This window comes from Aquabacterium sp., assembly GCF_041915145.1.
GTDB lineage: Bacteria > Pseudomonadota > Gammaproteobacteria > Burkholderiales > Burkholderiaceae_C > Aquabacterium.
Genome location: NZ_JAYSBZ010000071.1, coordinates 1 through 14,980 on the forward strand (window position 1 = coordinate 1; position 14,980 = coordinate 14,980).

General features: G+C 64.2%; 20 protein-coding genes and 1 pseudogene. 2 read left to right on the plus strand and 19 right to left on the minus strand.

Features of this window, described 5'->3' with window-relative positions; all coding sequences use genetic code 11:
* On the plus strand, positions 1–1,276 hold a 1,276-nt coding region (locus tag ACE3SS_RS12360), incomplete at its 5' end, for a GGDEF domain-containing protein (RefSeq protein ID WP_374594350.1).
* A gap of 6 nt (positions 1,277–1,282) precedes the next feature.
* On the opposite strand, the gene ACE3SS_RS12365 is transcribed toward ACE3SS_RS12360, so the two are convergent.
* The 5 genes from ACE3SS_RS12365 to ACE3SS_RS12385 form a co-directional block, all read right to left on the minus strand.
* On the minus strand, positions 1,283–2,047 hold the full coding sequence (locus tag ACE3SS_RS12365) for an SDR family oxidoreductase (protein WP_374594351.1): 765 nt from the start codon (positions 2,045–2,047) through the stop codon (positions 1,283–1,285).
* Between the two features lie 11 nt (positions 2,048–2,058).
* A complete protein-coding gene (locus ACE3SS_RS12370; protein ID WP_374594353.1) occupies positions 2,059–2,751 on the minus strand; it encodes a histidine phosphatase family protein in 693 nt (230 codons plus the stop codon).
* 18 nt (positions 2,752–2,769) lie between these two features.
* Positions 2,770–3,882: a phosphotransferase family protein gene (locus ACE3SS_RS12375; protein ID WP_374594355.1), complete on the minus strand. Its 1,113-nt coding sequence runs from the start codon at positions 3,880–3,882 to the stop codon at positions 2,770–2,772.
* Positions 3,883–3,884: 2 nt separating this feature from the next.
* Complete coding sequence (locus tag ACE3SS_RS12380; RefSeq protein WP_374594357.1) at positions 3,885–5,117, minus strand: acyl-CoA dehydrogenase family protein; 1,233 nt, start codon at positions 5,115–5,117, stop codon at positions 3,885–3,887.
* A 70-nt stretch (positions 5,118–5,187) separates the two neighbouring features.
* Complete coding sequence (locus tag ACE3SS_RS12385; RefSeq protein ID WP_374594359.1) at positions 5,188–6,144, minus strand: LysR family transcriptional regulator; 957 nt, start codon at positions 6,142–6,144, stop codon at positions 5,188–5,190.
* 73 nt (positions 6,145–6,217) lie between these two features.
* On the opposite strand from ACE3SS_RS12385, the gene corA reads away from it, so the two are divergent.
* Complete coding sequence (corA, locus tag ACE3SS_RS12390) at positions 6,218–7,177, plus strand: magnesium/cobalt transporter CorA (RefSeq protein WP_374594387.1); 960 nt, start codon at positions 6,218–6,220, stop codon at positions 7,175–7,177.
* Positions 7,178–7,268: 91 nt separating this feature from the next.
* Here the strand turns inward: corA and ACE3SS_RS12395 are convergent, their stop codons facing one another.
* The 14 genes and pseudogenes from ACE3SS_RS12395 to ACE3SS_RS12460 all read right to left on the minus strand — a co-directional run.
* Positions 7,269–8,390, minus strand: coding sequence for a 3-deoxy-7-phosphoheptulonate synthase (locus ACE3SS_RS12395; RefSeq protein ID WP_374594361.1), 1,122 nt, complete (start codon positions 8,388–8,390; stop codon positions 7,269–7,271).
* A gap of 279 nt (positions 8,391–8,669) precedes the next feature.
* Positions 8,670–9,188, minus strand: a complete 519-nt coding sequence (locus tag ACE3SS_RS12400; RefSeq protein ID WP_374594363.1) for a peroxiredoxin — start codon at positions 9,186–9,188, stop codon at positions 8,670–8,672.
* 134 nt (positions 9,189–9,322) lie between these two features.
* On the minus strand, positions 9,323–9,604 hold the full coding sequence (rpsQ, locus tag ACE3SS_RS12405; RefSeq protein ID WP_374594365.1) for a 30S ribosomal protein S17: 282 nt from the start codon (positions 9,602–9,604) through the stop codon (positions 9,323–9,325).
* The gene (gene rpmC / locus ACE3SS_RS12410) at positions 9,601–9,819 is read right to left on the minus strand and encodes a 50S ribosomal protein L29 (RefSeq protein WP_374594367.1); all 219 of its coding nucleotides are present in this window, start codon (positions 9,817–9,819) and stop codon (positions 9,601–9,603) included. Before rpmC ends, rpsQ begins: the two co-directional genes overlap by 4 nt.
* Positions 9,820–9,835: 16 nt before the next feature.
* Positions 9,836–10,252, minus strand: coding sequence for a 50S ribosomal protein L16 (rplP, locus tag ACE3SS_RS12415; protein WP_374594369.1), 417 nt, complete (start codon positions 10,250–10,252; stop codon positions 9,836–9,838).
* 3 nt (positions 10,253–10,255) lie between these two features.
* Entirely contained in the window at positions 10,256–11,122 is an 867-nt protein-coding gene (rpsC, locus tag ACE3SS_RS12420; protein WP_374594371.1) for a 30S ribosomal protein S3, read from the minus strand.
* Between the two features lie 13 nt (positions 11,123–11,135).
* Positions 11,136–11,471, minus strand: a complete 336-nt coding sequence (rplV, locus tag ACE3SS_RS12425; protein WP_374594373.1) for a 50S ribosomal protein L22 — start codon at positions 11,469–11,471, stop codon at positions 11,136–11,138.
* Between the two features lie 11 nt (positions 11,472–11,482).
* On the minus strand, positions 11,483–11,758 hold the full coding sequence (gene rpsS / locus ACE3SS_RS12430; protein WP_374594375.1) for a 30S ribosomal protein S19: 276 nt from the start codon (positions 11,756–11,758) through the stop codon (positions 11,483–11,485).
* Between the two features lie 10 nt (positions 11,759–11,768).
* On the minus strand, positions 11,769–12,593 hold the full coding sequence (gene rplB, locus ACE3SS_RS12435) for a 50S ribosomal protein L2 (RefSeq protein WP_374594377.1): 825 nt from the start codon (positions 12,591–12,593) through the stop codon (positions 11,769–11,771).
* Entirely contained in the window at positions 12,593–12,907 is a 315-nt protein-coding gene (gene rplW, locus ACE3SS_RS12440; RefSeq protein ID WP_374594379.1) for a 50S ribosomal protein L23, read from the minus strand. Before rplW ends, rplB begins: the two co-directional genes overlap by 1 nt.
* On the minus strand, positions 12,904–13,527 hold the full coding sequence (gene rplD / locus ACE3SS_RS12445) for a 50S ribosomal protein L4 (protein ID WP_374594381.1): 624 nt from the start codon (positions 13,525–13,527) through the stop codon (positions 12,904–12,906). The genes rplW and rplD overlap by 4 nt, the downstream gene beginning before the upstream one ends.
* Positions 13,527–14,210, minus strand: coding sequence for a 50S ribosomal protein L3 (gene rplC / locus ACE3SS_RS12450; protein WP_374594383.1), 684 nt, complete (start codon positions 14,208–14,210; stop codon positions 13,527–13,529). Before rplC ends, rplD begins: the two co-directional genes overlap by 1 nt.
* A 200-nt stretch (positions 14,211–14,410) precedes the next feature.
* A complete protein-coding gene (rpsJ, locus tag ACE3SS_RS12455) occupies positions 14,411–14,722 on the minus strand; it encodes a 30S ribosomal protein S10 (protein ID WP_374594385.1) in 312 nt (103 codons plus the stop codon).
* Positions 14,723–14,851: 129 nt separating this feature from the next.
* Positions 14,852–14,980, minus strand: a pseudogene (locus ACE3SS_RS12460) (elongation factor Tu); the annotation flags it as partial.

Below are 14,980 nucleotides of genomic sequence, written 5' to 3' on the forward strand. Positions count from 1 at the left end.
CACGCGCGGCAGCCGCGCCCTGCTCAACCAGCTGGGCCGGCGCCGCGCCGCCGCCCCGCCCGCCACGGCCGCGTCGCCTCGCGCGCGTCGCCTCCGCCCGATCATGCGCGTGGCCACCGATCGCGCCGGCCCCGCGCCGCCGGCATCGGGTGGCCTCCTAACCTGGTTGAGGCGCGGGCCACCGTGGCTCGGCCAGCTCGTGCTGGGCCCCTCCACCCGGCTCCGCGAGCGCCTGCGGCTGTCGCTCGGCGGCATCCTGATCTATGCGTTCTGGCTCACGCTGATGCACGGCTACGCCCTGCCGCACGGCCTCATCACCCCGACCGCCGCCCGCGCGCTGACGGCGTGCGACCTGTTCGGCATCCTGGTCTTCTACCCGCTGATCCGCAGCGGCTGGTCGGCGCGCTGGCCCGACTCGCAACTGGCGTTGCCGCAGCTGCTGTTCGGCTCCCTCGTCTGCGCCCTGGGCATCGCCACCGTGCCCGACCTGCGCTACGCGATGCTGCAACTCATGTGCTTCGTGCAGCTGTTCGGCATGGCCGTGCTGACCGCGCGCCAGACACGCGTGACGACGACCAGTGCCGTCGTCCTTCTGCTGCTGGCCCTTGGCTCGACCTGGAACCCGCCCAGCGACTCGCGCCGCTTCGTGTTCGACGCGCTGATCGTCGCCACCTCGTGCTACGTGATCATCAGCATCGGCGTGCAGTCCTATCGCTTCAGCCGCCATCGCGCCCAGGTGCAGCAAGAACAGGGCGCGCTGGCCGACGCCATCGAGCATCTGCGCTCGCAGCTGATCCACGACCCGGTCACCGGCGTCTACGCGCGTGCCCACCTCGCCGAATGGCTGGAGCGCGAAGTGGCGCGCTGCGAACGCACCGGCCAGCGCTTCTGCGTGGCCCTGATGCGGCTCACCCCTCGCGTGAGCGCCGACGTCGTGCAGCGCGGCGTGGCCGACGACCTCGGGCTGCTGCGGCGCCTGGCCACCCTGGGGCGGACCACGCTGCGCGCCACCGATCTGCTCGGCCGCTGGAGCCCGCAAGAATTGCTGGCCCTGCTGCCCGACACCGCCGCCAGCCCGCTGTGCGTGCAAGGGCTCGACCGATTGCGCGCGCAAGTGGCGACCCAGCTCGGCCCGCCGCCGCTCGGCGCCACGCTGTCGTGCGGCATTGCCGAATACCGGGCGGGCGAGCCCCTGGCGCAACTGCTGGCACGCGCCGAGCGCGGTCTGCACGCCGCCCAGGCCAGCGGCGGCAACCGCTGCGTGCTGGCCGACTGAGCCGCCTCAGTTGCCCTTGGCCACCCAGCTCAGGGGCGCGTGGCGCATGTACCAGCCGATCAGCCGCCACGGCCAGCTCGGCACGCAGGCCTCGGCGGGTTCTTTCTCGATGGCCACGGCCAGCGCGCGGCAGCCGGTTTCGGTGTCCACCATGAAGGGCGTCTTCTTGACCTTGGCGTTGATCTCGCTGCGGATGTAGCCCGGGAAGATCGTCGTCACCGCGATCGGCAGCTTCTTCTTGATGAACTCGGCGCGAATGCCCTCGCTGAGCGCCGCCAGCCCGGCCTTGGTGGCCGCGTAGACGCTCACGTTGCCCGGCAGCCCGCGCATCGCGCTCATCGACGAGATCGTCACCAAGTGCCCATGGCCCTGCTTGCGAAAGATCTCCAGCGCCGCCTCGCATTGCGCCACCGCGGCCACGAAGTTGGTTTGCGCCGTCTGCAAATTGGCCTTGAAGAAATACCCCATGCCCAGCGGCTGACCCTTGCCCATGCCGGCGTTGACGATGACGCGGTCGAGCCCGCCCAACTCCTGGGCAAAGGCATGAAAGACCTCGAACACCTGCGCGTGGTTGTTCACGTCGAGCGCGCGCACGCTGACGCGGATCTTCGGATTCGCCCGCAGCAGCTCGTCGCGCAGCGCGTCGAGCCGGTCGGTGCGCCGCGCGCACAGCGCCAGGTCGCGCCCGCGCCGGGCGAACTCGCGCGCCATGCCCTCGCCCAGGCCCGAGCTGGCGCCGGTAATCAAGATCGTTTTTCTCAGCGTGGCCATGTGGTCTCCGGTTATCGATAAGTCAGCAGCGCCGGCGTGGCGCCTTCCAGGTGGGCGTGTTCGTTGATCGAGACGAGATGCAGGCCGTCGCGCCCCGTCACGAGCTTGGTGATGCCGGCGTTGGCCAGCGTCCAGTTGATCGCAAACGCTTGCGTGTCGCTCAGGCCCAGCAGGTGCGCGCACACCACGCTGATGAAGCCGCCCGAGGTGAAGACCAGGGTCGTGCCCTTGGGCGCCGTGGCCGCCACCACATCATTCAGCGCGGCCACGCAGCGCTGCTTGAAGGCCGTCCACGGCTCAGCGTATTCGGCCGCATGCTCGCCCCCCACCCAGCGCTCGACCGCGCCCTTGAAGAAGGACTGGAACGCGCGGCGCGGGTCGCCCGAGGCAGCGAAGTCCGTCATCATCGCCAGCTTGTCGGCGTAGCGCGGCTCGGCCACCCGGATCACGTTCTCATGATCGAACTCGTTGACGCCCGCATGCTGCCGCACCGACAGCACGGCGCCCAACTCCGTCAGACAACCACTGGCTGTATCGAGATGCCGCTGCATCGTGCCGCTGATCGCCGCGTCGGGGATCACGCCGCGCGCCTTCAACGCTTGCCCGAGCACACGCGCCTGCGCGTGGCCGTTCGGCGAGAGCTGGTCGTAGTTGTCGCCGCCGAACGAGGCCTGGCCGTGGCGCAGCAGGTAGATCGCACCCATGTCAGTTCAATGCCTTGTTCATCGCTTGGCCTGCTTGATGATGGCCTTGCAGCGCCAATCGAAGTAATTGACCATGATCCAGAAGTTCTTGAACGCCGGGTTGCGCGTCTGCTTGTGGTGGTAGCGGTAATAGATCTGCTGCGCGATGCCGGCCAGGCGAAAGAGCCCGTAGACCTCGTAGAAAGCGAAGTCCGCCGCGCTGACCTGCTTGCCGAGGCCGCTGCGATCGAGGTAGTACTCGATCACCTCTTGCCGCTTCAACATGCCGGGCAGATGCGTGGGCTGGCGGCGCGTGGCCTGCATCAGCTTGTTGTCGTCGGCCTGCACCCAGTAGGCCAGGCTGTTGCCCAGGTCCATCAGCGGGTCGCCGAGCGTGGCCATCTCCCAGTCGAGCACGCCGATCACGCGCGTCGGATCGTCGGCGGCCAGCACCACGTTGTCGAAGCGCCAGTCGTTGTGGATCACGCAGTTGGACACGTCTTGCGGCGTGCGCTCTTTCAGCCAGGCCCGCACGTAGCGGTAGCTGGGCACGTTCCAGGTGCGCGCCGCCTCAAACCGGTCGCCCCAACCCTCGATCTGGCGCTGGCAATAGCCGCTGCCCTTGCCGAGCGATTCGAGGCCCGCCGCTTTGACGTCCACACGGTGCAGCTCGATCAGCTTGTCGAGCACGTTGGTGCAGAGCCGGCGCGTGGCTGCGGCATCGAGCTGCAAGCCGCGCGGCATGTTCTTGCGCGGGATGATGCCCTCGACGCGCTCCATCACGTAGAACTCGCAGCCCAGCACCGATTCGTCCGAGCACAAGCCCACCATGTTCGGCACGACCGGGTAGACCGGCTTCAGCGCCGACTGCACGCGAAACTCGCGCCCCATGTCGTGCGCCGACTTGGCCTTGGTGCCGGCGGGCGGGCGGCGCAGGATGAAGTCGGTCGCGCCCGAGCTGCTGGGCGCATATTGAACGCGGTACGTCCAGTTCGACGCACCGCCCGAGTACTGCGTGATCTTCGGCAGGCCGATCAGCTCGGGCCGCTGCTGCTTGATCCAGGCATCGACGGCGCCAACGTTCAGCTCTTCACCGGCACGCACGTCGCCGGCCACGTCGATCACGCTCGCGGCGCCTGGAGTCTGCGTCACGCTCACTTGAAGAACCCTTGCTTCATCAACTCGATGCGCGCGATCACGCCCTTGTGCACTTCGTCCGGGCCATCGGCCAGACGCAGGCTGCGGCCCTGCATGAAGTAGGCGGTGAGCGGCGTGTCGCGCGACACGCCCGCGCCACCGTGGATCTGGATCGCCATGTCCACCACCATCTGCAGCATGTTGGGCGCCGCCACCTTGATCGCCGATATCTCGGTCATCGCCCCCATCGAGCCGACCTGGTCGATCTTCCAGGCCGCATACAGCGTGAGCAGGCGAGCCTGGTCGATGGCGATGCGCGCCTCGGCCACGCGCTCGCGGTTGCCGCCCAGGTTGAGCAGCGGCTTCTTGAACGCGGTGCGGCTCATGCCGCGCCGGATCATCAAGGTCAATGCATGCTCGGCCGCGCCGATGCAGCGCATGCAGTGGTGGATGCGACCCGGGCCGAGCCGGCCTTGCGCGATCTCGAAGCCCATGCCCGGGCCGCTGATGAAGTTGGCGACCGGCACGCGCACATTCGTGAAGTGCACCTCGCCGTGGCCGTGCGGCTCGTCCATCTCGCCGAACACCGGCACCATGCGTTTGATCTCGATGCCCGGCGCGTCGAGCGGCACCAGCACCATCGAATGCTGGTGGTGGCGGTCGGCATCGGGGTTGGGCGTGTGCGCCATGAAGATCGCGATCTTGGCGCGCGGGTCGCCAATGCCCGACGACCACCACTTCTTGCCGTTGAGCACGATCTCGTCGCCCTCGACGATGGCCGTGGCCTGCATGTTGGTGGCATCGGACGACGCCACATCGGGCTCGGTCATGCAGAACACCGAACGAATCTCGCCGTTCAGCAGCGGCTTGAGCCATTGCTCTTTCTGCGCGTCGCTGCCGTACTTCCAGATCACTTCCATGTTGCCGCTGTCGGGTGCATTGCAATTGAAGATCTCGGGCGCCATCAGGCTCTTGCCCATCTCTTCGGCGCTCAGCGCGTATTCGAGCGTGCTCAGGCCCGGGCCGTGAGCGGCGTCGGGCAGGAACAGGTTCCACAGGCCCTCGGCCTTGGCCTTGGCCTTCAGCTCTTCAACGTGCGCCGGGATCGTCCACTTCGTCCAGTCGCCTCCGTGGTTGGCGGCGAGGATCTCGTTCCAGTGGCCCTGCTCGATCGGGGCGATGTGCTGCTCGATGAAAGCACGCACGCGGGCTGCGTAGTCTTGGGCGCGGGCGCTGGGTTCGAAGTTCATGGCGGTCTCCTGGCTCATCAATCGTGCTGCATCGTAGTCAGCGCCAACCATGCAGGCAAATGATGATTAATCATCGTCGCCTATTCGTCAGTCTTATGACCTGCTCGGCGCCGGACTGCACCATCTCGCGCAGCCATCGGTGCGCAGGGTCGGCTTCGCGGTCGGCGTGCCAGTACATCATGATCTCCAGCGCCGGCACCGGGAACGGCGGCTCGTGCACCGCCAGCGGCAGCACGCGCGCCAGCTCGCGGGCATACGTGCGCGGCATCGTCAGCAATGAGTCCGTCTGCGACACCACCTGCGCGGCGGCAAAGTAGTGCTGGCAGCGCAAGGCCACGCGGCGCTCCACGCCCTGCTCGGCCAGGATGCGATCCAGCGGGTCGCCGGCCTCGCTGCCCAGCGTCACCACCACATGCCGCGCCGCCAGATAGGCCGCCATGCCCGGCTTGCGCGCCACGCGGGGCTTGTCCGGCTTGCGCGCCACCACGGCCAGCGATTCTTCGGCCAGCTTGATCGAGCGGATGCGGGGCCCCAGGCGGGTCTTGCGCTCGATGGCCAGATCGAGCCCGCCGCTGGTCAACTCGCGCTCCAGCGATTCGCGCGGCACGCGTCGGCTGGTGATCGCCACGCCCGGCGCGGCCTGCGAGATCTGCTGCATCAGACTCGGGAAGGTGATGGCCTCCATCACGTCGCGCACGCCGACTCGGAAGGTCATCTCCAGCGTCGCCAGCTCGAATACCTGGGCGCTGTGCAGCAAGTCACCCAGGCCGCGCAGGTGGGCCTGCACGTCCGGCAGGATGCGCCGCGTCAACTCGGTGGGCTGCATGCGGTTGCCCTGCCGCACGAACAGATGATCATCGAAGGCTTCGCGCAGCCGGCGCAGTGCATGGCTCACAGCGGGCTGGCTGACGTGCAGGCTGCGCGCCGCGCCCGAAATGCCGCCCTGGGTGTGGATGGCATCGAGCACGCGAAACAGGTTGAGATCGAGGCGTGCCGGGAGTCGGCTGGCGGGCAATGCGGTCGTCATGGCGCAGTACCATACCGCGCCGGGGCAGCGCGCCTTGCCCACCACCCCGCGAGCGTCGCGGTTGGAGTCCCTCATGCTCAATGTTTTCACGCTGGCCAGTGGCCGGCTCTTTCAGGAAGAGATCGACAGCGCCGCCGCGCTGGCCCCGGTCGAGCCCGTGTGGGTCGACCTCGAAAACCCGTCGCCTGTCGAGAAGAGCTGGATCGCCGGCCGCTTCGGCCTGATCATTCCCGACAACATCATCGACGACGACCTCGAAGAATCGGCCCGCTTCTACGAAGAGGGCGGCGCCATCCACATCCGCTCCGACTTCCTGATCGACGACGAAGAGGCCCCGCGCAACGTCCGCGTCGCGTTCATCCTGCACCGCAACGTGCTGTTCTCGATCCACAGCGAAGACCTGCCCGTCTTCCGCCTGCTGCGCATGCGCGCGCGCCGCATCCCGGCCCTGATCGAAGACGCCAAGGACGTGCTGCTCAAGCTCTACGACGCCGACGCCGAGTATTCGGCCGACGCGCTCGAAGGCATCTACGACGATCTCGACAAGGTCAGCCAGCGCGTGCTGAAGTCCGAAGTCAACGATGCCGCCGCCGCCACCGCGCTGGCCGACATCGCCCGACAAGAAGACCTCAACGGCCGAATCCGCCGCAACGTGATGGACACGCGCCGAGCGCTGAGCTTCATGATGCGCAGCCGCATGCTGGGCGCCGATCAGTTCGAGGAGGCACGGCAGATCTTGCGCGACATCGATTCGCTCGACAGCCACACGGCCTTCTTGTTCGACAAGATCAACTTCTTGATGGACGCCACCGTCGGCTTCATCAACATCAACCAGAACAAGATCATCAAGATCTTCTCGGTGGCCTCGGTGGCCCTGCTGCCACCCACGCTGATCGCCAGCATCTACGGCATGAACTTCAAGGCCATGCCCGAGCTCGACTGGTCGCTGGGCTACCCCTTCGCGCTGGCCATCATGGTCGCCTCGGTCATCACGCCGTTCTGGTACTTCCGACGCAAGGGATGGTTGAACTGACTCCTCGCGCGCCCGCAAAAAAGCCCGCCCACGCATCCAGCGCGGCGGGCTTTTTGATGGGCCGCTCAGGCGCCGAGCGGCTCGGGTTGGGTCAACCCTTGCGACGTTGCTTGACAGCGTCGGACAACACCTGCAGCACGGTCAGCGAGTCGTCCCAACCGATGCAGGCATCGGTGATGCTCTTGCCGTATTCGAGCGCTGCCGGGTCGTCCTTGCCCGGCGTGAACTTCTGCGCTCCCGGCGTCAGATGGCTCTCGACCATCACGCCGAACACGCTGCGCGAACCGCCGCTGACCTGCGCCGCGATGTCGCGCGCCACATCGACCTGGCGCTCGTGCTGCTTGCTCGAATTGGCGTGCGAGAAGTCCACCATCAAGCTGGGGTTCAGCTTCGCGGCTTCGAGGTCTTTCACGGCCGCCGCCACGCTGGCCGCGTCGTAGTTGGGCGCCTTGCCACCGCGCAGGATCACGTGGCAGTCCTTGTTGCCCTTGGTCTCGACGATGGCGACCTGACCGTTCTTGTGCACCGACAGGAAGTGGTGCGGACGCGCAGCCGCCTGGATGGCATCGGTCGCGATCTTGATGTTGCCGTCGGTGCCGTTCTTGAAGCCGATGGGAGCCGACAGGCCCGACGACAACTCGCGGTGCACCTGGCTTTCAGTCGTGCGGGCCCCAATCGCGCCCCACGAGATCAGATCGCCGATGTACTGCGGCGAGATCACGTCGAGGAACTCGCTGCCGGCCGGTACGCCCTGGCGGTTGATCTCGAGCAGCAACTGGCGTGCGATGCGCAGGCCTTCGTCGATGCGATAGCTCTCGTCCAGATACGGATCGTTGATCAGGCCCTTCCAGCCCACCGTCGTGCGCGGCTTCTCGAAGTAGACCCGCATCACGATTTCCAGCGTGTCCTTGAACGCTTCGCGCTCGGCCTTCAGGCGACGCGCATAGTCGAGCGCGGCGGACGGGTCGTGGATCGAACACGGGCCGATCACCACCAGCAGGCGGTCATCCTTGCCCGACATGATCTTGCGGATGCGATCACGGGTATCCGACACGAGTAGCTCGATGCCCGTGCCACGAATCGGGAAGAAGCGAATCAGAGCTTCAGGCGGCGGTAGCGGTGTCACGTTGCGGATCCGTTCGTCGTCGGTGGATGAAGTCTTGTCGGCTGGCGCGACCCACCCTTCAGCGGCGGTACTGGTTTTCGCATTCATCTGGCTGTTCTCCAAAAGGCAAAAAAAACCGCCGGGGGTCACCCGGCGGTTTGTTGGATTCAGTGGGCGCTGTCGTTACATGCTTGTGCGCTGACCTCTCCAACCGCCGGGGCGGTGCGAGAACCAGTAATACGCAAAGAAGAAACGATCTGCACGCATGGCGGTCACTGTAGCACGTTTGATTTGCCCCACGCCAGCGCCGTTAGCACAGTTCACCGCATTGACACGCCGAGCGCGCGCACCCGGCATGCCATATCTCACGGTTTGCCCACCCCAGGCTCAGCGAGCGAGCACCTCGCGCGCCTGCTTCAGCATCGTGTCGGCATCGCTGACCTCGAACTTGCCTGGCGCCTCCACGTTCAGCGTACGCACCACGCCGTCCACCACCAGGGCCGAATAGCGCTGCGAGCGCAGCCCCAGCCCCGCGGCCACCAGATCCAGTGTCAGCCCGGTGGCTTGCGTGAACGTGCCGCTGCCGTCCGCCATCATGCACACGGCACCCTGGGTTTTCTGCTCACGGCCCCACGCGCCCATCACGAAGGCATCGTTCACCGACACACACCAGATCTCGTCCACCCCGGCTGCGCGCAAGGCCGGCGCCTGCTTCACATAACCCGGCACATGCTGTGCCGAGCAAGTGGGCGTGAACGCGCCCGGCAGGGCAAACAACGCGATGGTCTTGCCCTTGGTCAGCTCGGCAATATCGAAGGTATTCGGGCCGAGACTGCAGCCATTGCCTTCGACCTCGATGTACTCGCTCAGCTTGCCTGCCGGCAGGCGATCTCCAACCTTCAACATGACCATGCTCCTCGCTTGATGTTCACAGAACTTCGGCCGCCCAAAACAAAACGACCGGAGCGCCAGTATTCCAGCGTTCCGGTCGTCAGGTGCCATGCGGCCCGAAAGCCCATGGCGCCGTGCGGCTCAAAGCCTTACACCAAGCGAGACTTCTCGATCAGGCGGGTCACCACCCAAGACTTGGTCTTGGACAGCGGACGCGATTCCGAGATCTCCACGGTGTCGCCCAGCTTGAACTCGCCGTTCTCGTCGTGAGCGTGGTACTTGCGCGAGCGGCCCACGATCTTGCCGTAGAGCTCGTGCTTGACGCGACGCTCAACCAGAACCGTGACGGTCTTGTTGCGCTTGTCGCTCACCACCTTGCCGACCAGGGTGCGAATGTTCTTCGCTTGGCCTTGCGTCTCTTGAGTCGTCATTTGGCGGCTCCTTCCTTCTTCTGCGCCAGGATGGTCTTGGCGCGGGCGATGTCGCGGCGCGCAACGCGCAGCGTGGCCGTGTTGTTCAGCTGCTGGGTGGCCTTTTGCATACGCAATGCAAAGTGGGCCTTGAGCAACTCGTTGACTTCCTTTTCGAGGGCGGCAACGTCCTTGCCGCGCAACTCAGAAGCCTTTTTTGCAGAGGCGATCGTCATGTGCTTCTCCTAGACATCAAGCGCCGAGCTGACGCGCGACGAAAGTCGTGCGCAGCGGCAGCTTGGCCGAAGCCAGTTGGAAGGCTTCGCGAGCGAGTTGCTCGGGCACGCCGTGGATCTCGTACAGCACCTTGCCGGGCTGGATTTCGGCCACGTAGTACTCCGGGTTACCCTTACCGTTACCCATCCGCACTTCGGCGGGCTTCTGGGAGATCGGCTTGTCCGGGAAGATGCGGATCCAGATGCGACCACCACGCTTGACGTGACGCGAAATGGCACGACGAGCAGCTTCGATCTGGCGCGCAGTGATACGACCGCGCTCCGTGGCCTTCAAACCGAAATCACCAAAAGCGACGGTCGTGCCGCGCGTGGCGATGCCGGTGTTGCGGCCCTTTTGTTCCTTGCGGAACTTGCGACGATTGGGTTGCAACATGGTTTATTCTCCTTTGGCCTCGCCGGCAGCAGGTGCGACCTTGCGCACGCGCTTCACGGCAGCCTTGGGCGCATCGGCTGCGCCAGCGGTGGCTTCAGCGGGCTTGTCGCTGCCATCGGCAGGCGCACCACGCCCACCACGCGGCGGACGACGGTCGCCAGAGGGACGATCGCCACGCGGGCCACGACGGTTGCGACGGTCGTCTTCCGGACGATCATCCTTGATCACCGGCGCTTCGCCAGAAGCCAGACGGTCACCACGGTAGACCCACACCTTGACACCGATGATGCCGTAGGTGGTCTTGGCTTCCGACGTGCCGTAGTCGATGTCAGCGCGCAGGGTGTGCAGGGGCACACGGCCTTCGCGATACCACTCGGTACGAGCGATTTCGATACCGTTCAAACGGCCTGCCGACATGATCTTGATGCCCTGAGCACCCAGACGCATGGCGTTCTGCATCGCACGCTTCATGGCGCGACGGAACATGATGCGCTTTTCGAGCTGCTGGGTGATCGAGTCTGCGATCAGCTGGGCATCGATTTCGGGCTTGCGCACTTCTTCGATGTTGACGGCGACGGGCACGCCCAGACGCTTGGTCAGCTCAGCCTTCAGGTTTTCGATGTCTTCGCCCTTCTTGCCGATCACCACGCCCGGACGGGCGGAGTAAATCGTGATGCGGGCATTCTTGGCCGGACGCTCGATCAGGATGCGCGACACCGCCGCGTTCTTGAGCTTCTTCTTCAGAAACTCGCGAACTTGCAGGTCTTCAGACAGCATCTGGCTGAAGTTGCGGTTCGATGCATACCAGCGAGACGACCAATTGCGTGTGACGGCCAGACGGAAGCCGGTCGGGTGGATTTTTTGTCCCATAGTCTTCTCAGCCTCAGTTGCCGACGGTCACGTAGATGTGAGCGGTGCCCTTGCTGATGCGATTGCCACGACCCTTTGCACGGGCGGTGAAACGCTTCAGCGTGGTGCCTTGCTCCACATAAATCGACTTGACCTTGAGTTCGTCGATGTCGGCGCCATCGTTGTGCTCGGCATTGGCGATAGCCGATTCGAGCGCTTTCTTGATGATGCCGGCGGCCTTTTTCTGGGTGAACGTCAGGATGTTCAGCGCTTGATCGACCTTCTTGCCGCGGATCATGTCCGCGACCAGACGACCCTTGTCAGCCGACAAACGAACGCCACGAACAACAGCGCGTGTTTCGATAGACATTGCCGTGCTCCTTATTTCTTGGCCTTCTTGTCACCCGGGTGACCCTTGAACGTACGGGTCAGGGCGAACTCGCCGAGCTTGTGGCCGACCATCTGGTCGGTCACATACACGGGCACGTGTTGCTTGCCATTGTGGACAGCGATGGTCAGACCAATGAACTCCGGCAGGATGGTCGAGCGACGCGACCAAGTCTTGACGGGCTTCTTGTCCTTGGTGGCGGCAGCCTTGTCGACCTTGGCCAGCAGGTGATGGTCTACGAACGGACCTTTTTTAAGTGAACGAGCCATAACCTACCTCTTACTTTTTACGACGCGACACAATGAAGGTCTGCGTGCGCTTGTTGCTGCGAGTGCGGTAGCCCTTCGTCATGGTGTTCCATGGCGACACAGGGACTTGGCCCTCTCCGGTACGGCCTTCACCACCACCGTGCGGGTGATCCACCGGGTTCATGGCGACACCACGGACAGTCGGGCGGATGCCCTTCCAGCGGATCGCGCCGGCCTTGCCGTATTGACGCAGGCTGTGCTCTTCGTTGCTCACTTCACCGATGGTGGCGCGGCACTCGATGTGTACCTTGCGAACTTCACCCGAGCGCAGACGGATCTGAGCGTAGGTGCCTTCGCGGGCCATCAACGTAGCCGAGGTGCCAGCCGAACGAATCATCTGCGCACCCTTGCCAGGCAGCAGTTCGATCGCGTGGATGGTCGAGCCCACCGGGATGTTGCGGATCGGCAGCGTGTTGCCGGCCTTGATCGGCGCTTCAGAACCGCTCAACAGCGTGGCGCCCACTTCAAGGCCACGCGGAGCAATGATGTAGCGACGCTCGCCGTCGGCATAGCACAGCAGAGCAATGTGGGCGGTGCGGTTGGGGTCGTACTCGATACGCTCGACCTTCGCCGGGATGCCGTCCTTGTTGCGCTTGAAGTCGACCACACGGTAGTGATGCTTGTGACCACCACCCTTGTGACGCATCGTGATGTGGCCGTTGTTGTTGCGGCCAGCGTTCTGCTTTTGCGGCTCCAGCAACGATGCCTCGGGTGCGCCCTTGTGCAGGTGCTTGTGCACGACCTTGACCACGCCACGGCGGCCAGGCGATGTCGGTTTGACTTTGACGATGGCCATTACGCAGCCTCCCCAGAGAAGTTGAGCTCTTGGCCGTCCTTCAACGACACATAAGCCTTCTTCACGTTGTCACGACGACCGGTGAAGCGGCCAAAGCGCTTGGTCTTGCCCTTTTGGTTCAACACCTGCACGGACTTCACCTCGACCTTGAACAGCAGCTCGACAGCGGCCTTGATCTCGGGCTTGGTGGCATCGCGCAGCACCTTGAACACAACCTGGTTGCCGTTTTCGGCAACCGCCGTGGCCTTTTCGGACACGATCGGGGCCACGAGCACCTGGTACAGGCGGCCTTCTTCGATATTCAGAGCGCTCATGCGAACAACTCCTTGAGCTTGTCGATGGCGCCCTTGGTCACCAGCACCTTCTTGTAGAAGACCAGCGAGAGCGGATCGGCGTAACGCGGCTCGACAACCAGCACGTTGGGCAGGTTGCGCGAGGCGAGGAACAGGTTCTCATCGACCTCATCGGCGATCACGAGCACGTGGTCGAGGTTGAGTGCCTTGAGCTTGGCGGCCAGCAGCTTGGTCTTGGGCGCCTCGACCTTGATCGAATCGATCACGGCCAGACGGCCTTCGCGAGCCAGCTGCGAGAAGATCGCGGCCATACCGGCGCGATACATCTTCTTGTTGACCTTCTGGGTGAAGTTTTCGTCCGGGCTGTTCGGGAAGGTGCGACCACCCCCACGCCACAGCGGCGACGAGCTCATACCAGCACGAGCGCGTCCGGTGCCCTTTTGGCGCCACGGCTTCTTGGTGGTGTGAGCCACCGTCGTGCGGTCTTTCTGAGCACGCGTACCTTGACGAGCGTTGGCCTGATAGGCCACCACGATCTGGTGGATCAGCGCTTCGTTGTAGTCGCGGGCGAAAACGGTGTCAGGCACATCAACCTTGGCGGTCGACTGGCCTTGTTCGTTCAGGAGCTCAAGCTGCGCCATCAGTTGGCCCCTTTCTTGATCTTGACCTTGACTGCCGGATGCACGGTGACAAAGCCACCCTTGGCCCCAGGCACGGCACCCTTGACCAGCAGCAGTTGACGGGCTTCGTCAACGCGCACGATGTCGAGGTTTTGCGTGGTCACGGTTTCGTCACCCATGTGGCCGGTCATGCGCTTGCCCGGGAACACGCGGCCCGGATCCTGCGCCATCGAGATCGAACCCGGCACGTTATGCGAACGGCTGTTACCGTGCGATGCGCGCTGCGAACCGAAGTTGTGGCGCTTGATGGTGCCAGCGTAGCCCTTACCGATCGAGGTGCCCTGCACGTCGACCTTCTGACCAGGCTGAAACAAGGCCGCCGGAGCAATGGTTGCACCAGCTTTGTATTCAGCCGCCACCTCGGGCGTCACAGGGAACTCTTTGAGCAGTTCACCAGCCTCAACGCCCGCTTTCGCGAGATGGCCAGCTTCAGGCTTGGTCACGCGCGAAGCCTTGCGCGCGCCGAACGCCACTTGGAGGGCGCTATAACCGTCGTTTTCAACGGTTTTGACCTGGGTGACGCGGTTGTTGGACACATCAATCACCGTCACAGGAACAGCATCGCCGTCGTCTGTGAAGATGCGCAACATGCCCATCTTGCGGCCCAGCAATCCAAGGCGATTGCCTTGAGTCGAGGTCGTCATGGTTTTCTCCAGCCCCTATCGAGGCCTTTGTTTCAAACACCCGACAACGATTGGCCGGGCTGACTCTTGCGCCGTCACGATCAACCTGCGAGCAGGCCGAACGTGCAGCAAAACCTTCCTGCGCGAGCAGGAAAGCTGAAAATTATAGCAAGAATGGCGCGCCCTGCAAATAGCAGGTCACGCCACCCCAATCAGACTGCTTATTGCAGCTTGATTTCGACGTCCACACCAGCAGGCAGATCGAGCTTCATCAGAGCATCAACCGTCTTGTCAGTCGGATCGACGATATCCATCAAGCGCTGATGGGTGCGGATTTCGAATTGGTCGCGCGACGTCTTGTTGACGTGCGGCGAGCGCAGGATGTCGAAACGCTGCAGGCGGGTCGGCAGGGGCACAGGGCCCTTGACGATGGCGCCAGTGCGCTTGGCGGTATCAACAATCTCGAGCGCCGACTGGTCGATGAGCTTGTAATCAAACGCCTTCAGGCGGATACGGATTTTTTGCTTGGACATGATGGTTCCTTAAAAGAGCGCAGCGGCCGGTGGCCGCAGGTTGGCAGGTCGAGCCCCACGCTCGATCGACACCGAGCACTTCACGCCGCCGGGCAGGCGACGTGAAAGGGGCTTACATCCAGCAAAAAATCACTCAATGATCTTGGCCACGACGCCGGCGCCGACGGTACGACCGCCTTCACGGATGGCGAAGCGCAGACCTTCTTCCATGGCGATCGGGGCGATCAGCTTGACGGTGATCGACACGTTGTCGCCGGG

What these genes read in the sequence shown, in the direction of transcription:
- ACE3SS_RS12365 (WP_374594351.1), bottom strand. Translation starts at nt 2,047, where the DNA reads ATGGCCACGCTGAGAAAAACGATCTTGATTACCGGCGCCAGCTCGGGC.
- ACE3SS_RS12370 (WP_374594353.1), bottom strand. Translation starts at nt 2,751, where the DNA reads ATGGGTGCGATCTACCTGCTGCGCCACGGCCAGGCCTCGTTCGGCGGC.
- ACE3SS_RS12380 (WP_374594357.1), bottom strand. Translation starts at nt 5,117, where the DNA reads ATGAACTTCGAACCCAGCGCCCGCGCCCAAGACTACGCAGCCCGCGTG.
- ACE3SS_RS12385 (WP_374594359.1), bottom strand. Translation starts at nt 6,144, where the DNA reads ATGACGACCGCATTGCCCGCCAGCCGACTCCCGGCACGCCTCGATCTC.
- corA (WP_374594387.1), top strand. Translation starts at nt 6,218, where the DNA reads ATGCTCAATGTTTTCACGCTGGCCAGTGGCCGGCTCTTTCAGGAAGAG.
- ACE3SS_RS12395 (WP_374594361.1), bottom strand. Translation starts at nt 8,390, where the DNA reads ATGAATGCGAAAACCAGTACCGCCGCTGAAGGGTGGGTCGCGCCAGCC.
- ACE3SS_RS12400 (WP_374594363.1), bottom strand. Translation starts at nt 9,188, where the DNA reads ATGTTGAAGGTTGGAGATCGCCTGCCGGCAGGCAAGCTGAGCGAGTAC.
- rpsQ (WP_374594365.1), bottom strand. Translation starts at nt 9,604, where the DNA reads ATGACGACTCAAGAGACGCAAGGCCAAGCGAAGAACATTCGCACCCTG.
- rpmC (WP_374594367.1), bottom strand. Translation starts at nt 9,819, where the DNA reads ATGACGATCGCCTCTGCAAAAAAGGCTTCTGAGTTGCGCGGCAAGGAC.
- rplP (WP_374594369.1), bottom strand. Translation starts at nt 10,252, where the DNA reads ATGTTGCAACCCAATCGTCGCAAGTTCCGCAAGGAACAAAAGGGCCGC.
- rpsC (WP_374594371.1), bottom strand. Translation starts at nt 11,122, where the DNA reads ATGGGACAAAAAATCCACCCGACCGGCTTCCGTCTGGCCGTCACACGC.
- rplV (WP_374594373.1), bottom strand. Translation starts at nt 11,471, where the DNA reads ATGTCTATCGAAACACGCGCTGTTGTTCGTGGCGTTCGTTTGTCGGCT.
- rpsS (WP_374594375.1), bottom strand. Translation starts at nt 11,758, where the DNA reads ATGGCTCGTTCACTTAAAAAAGGTCCGTTCGTAGACCATCACCTGCTG.
- rplB (WP_374594377.1), bottom strand. Translation starts at nt 12,593, where the DNA reads ATGGCCATCGTCAAAGTCAAACCGACATCGCCTGGCCGCCGTGGCGTG.
- rplW (WP_374594379.1), bottom strand. Translation starts at nt 12,907, where the DNA reads ATGAGCGCTCTGAATATCGAAGAAGGCCGCCTGTACCAGGTGCTCGTG.
- rplD (WP_374594381.1), bottom strand. Translation starts at nt 13,527, where the DNA reads ATGGCGCAGCTTGAGCTCCTGAACGAACAAGGCCAGTCGACCGCCAAG.
- rplC (WP_374594383.1), bottom strand. Translation starts at nt 14,210, where the DNA reads ATGACGACCTCGACTCAAGGCAATCGCCTTGGATTGCTGGGCCGCAAG.
- rpsJ (WP_374594385.1), bottom strand. Translation starts at nt 14,722, where the DNA reads ATGTCCAAGCAAAAAATCCGTATCCGCCTGAAGGCGTTTGATTACAAG.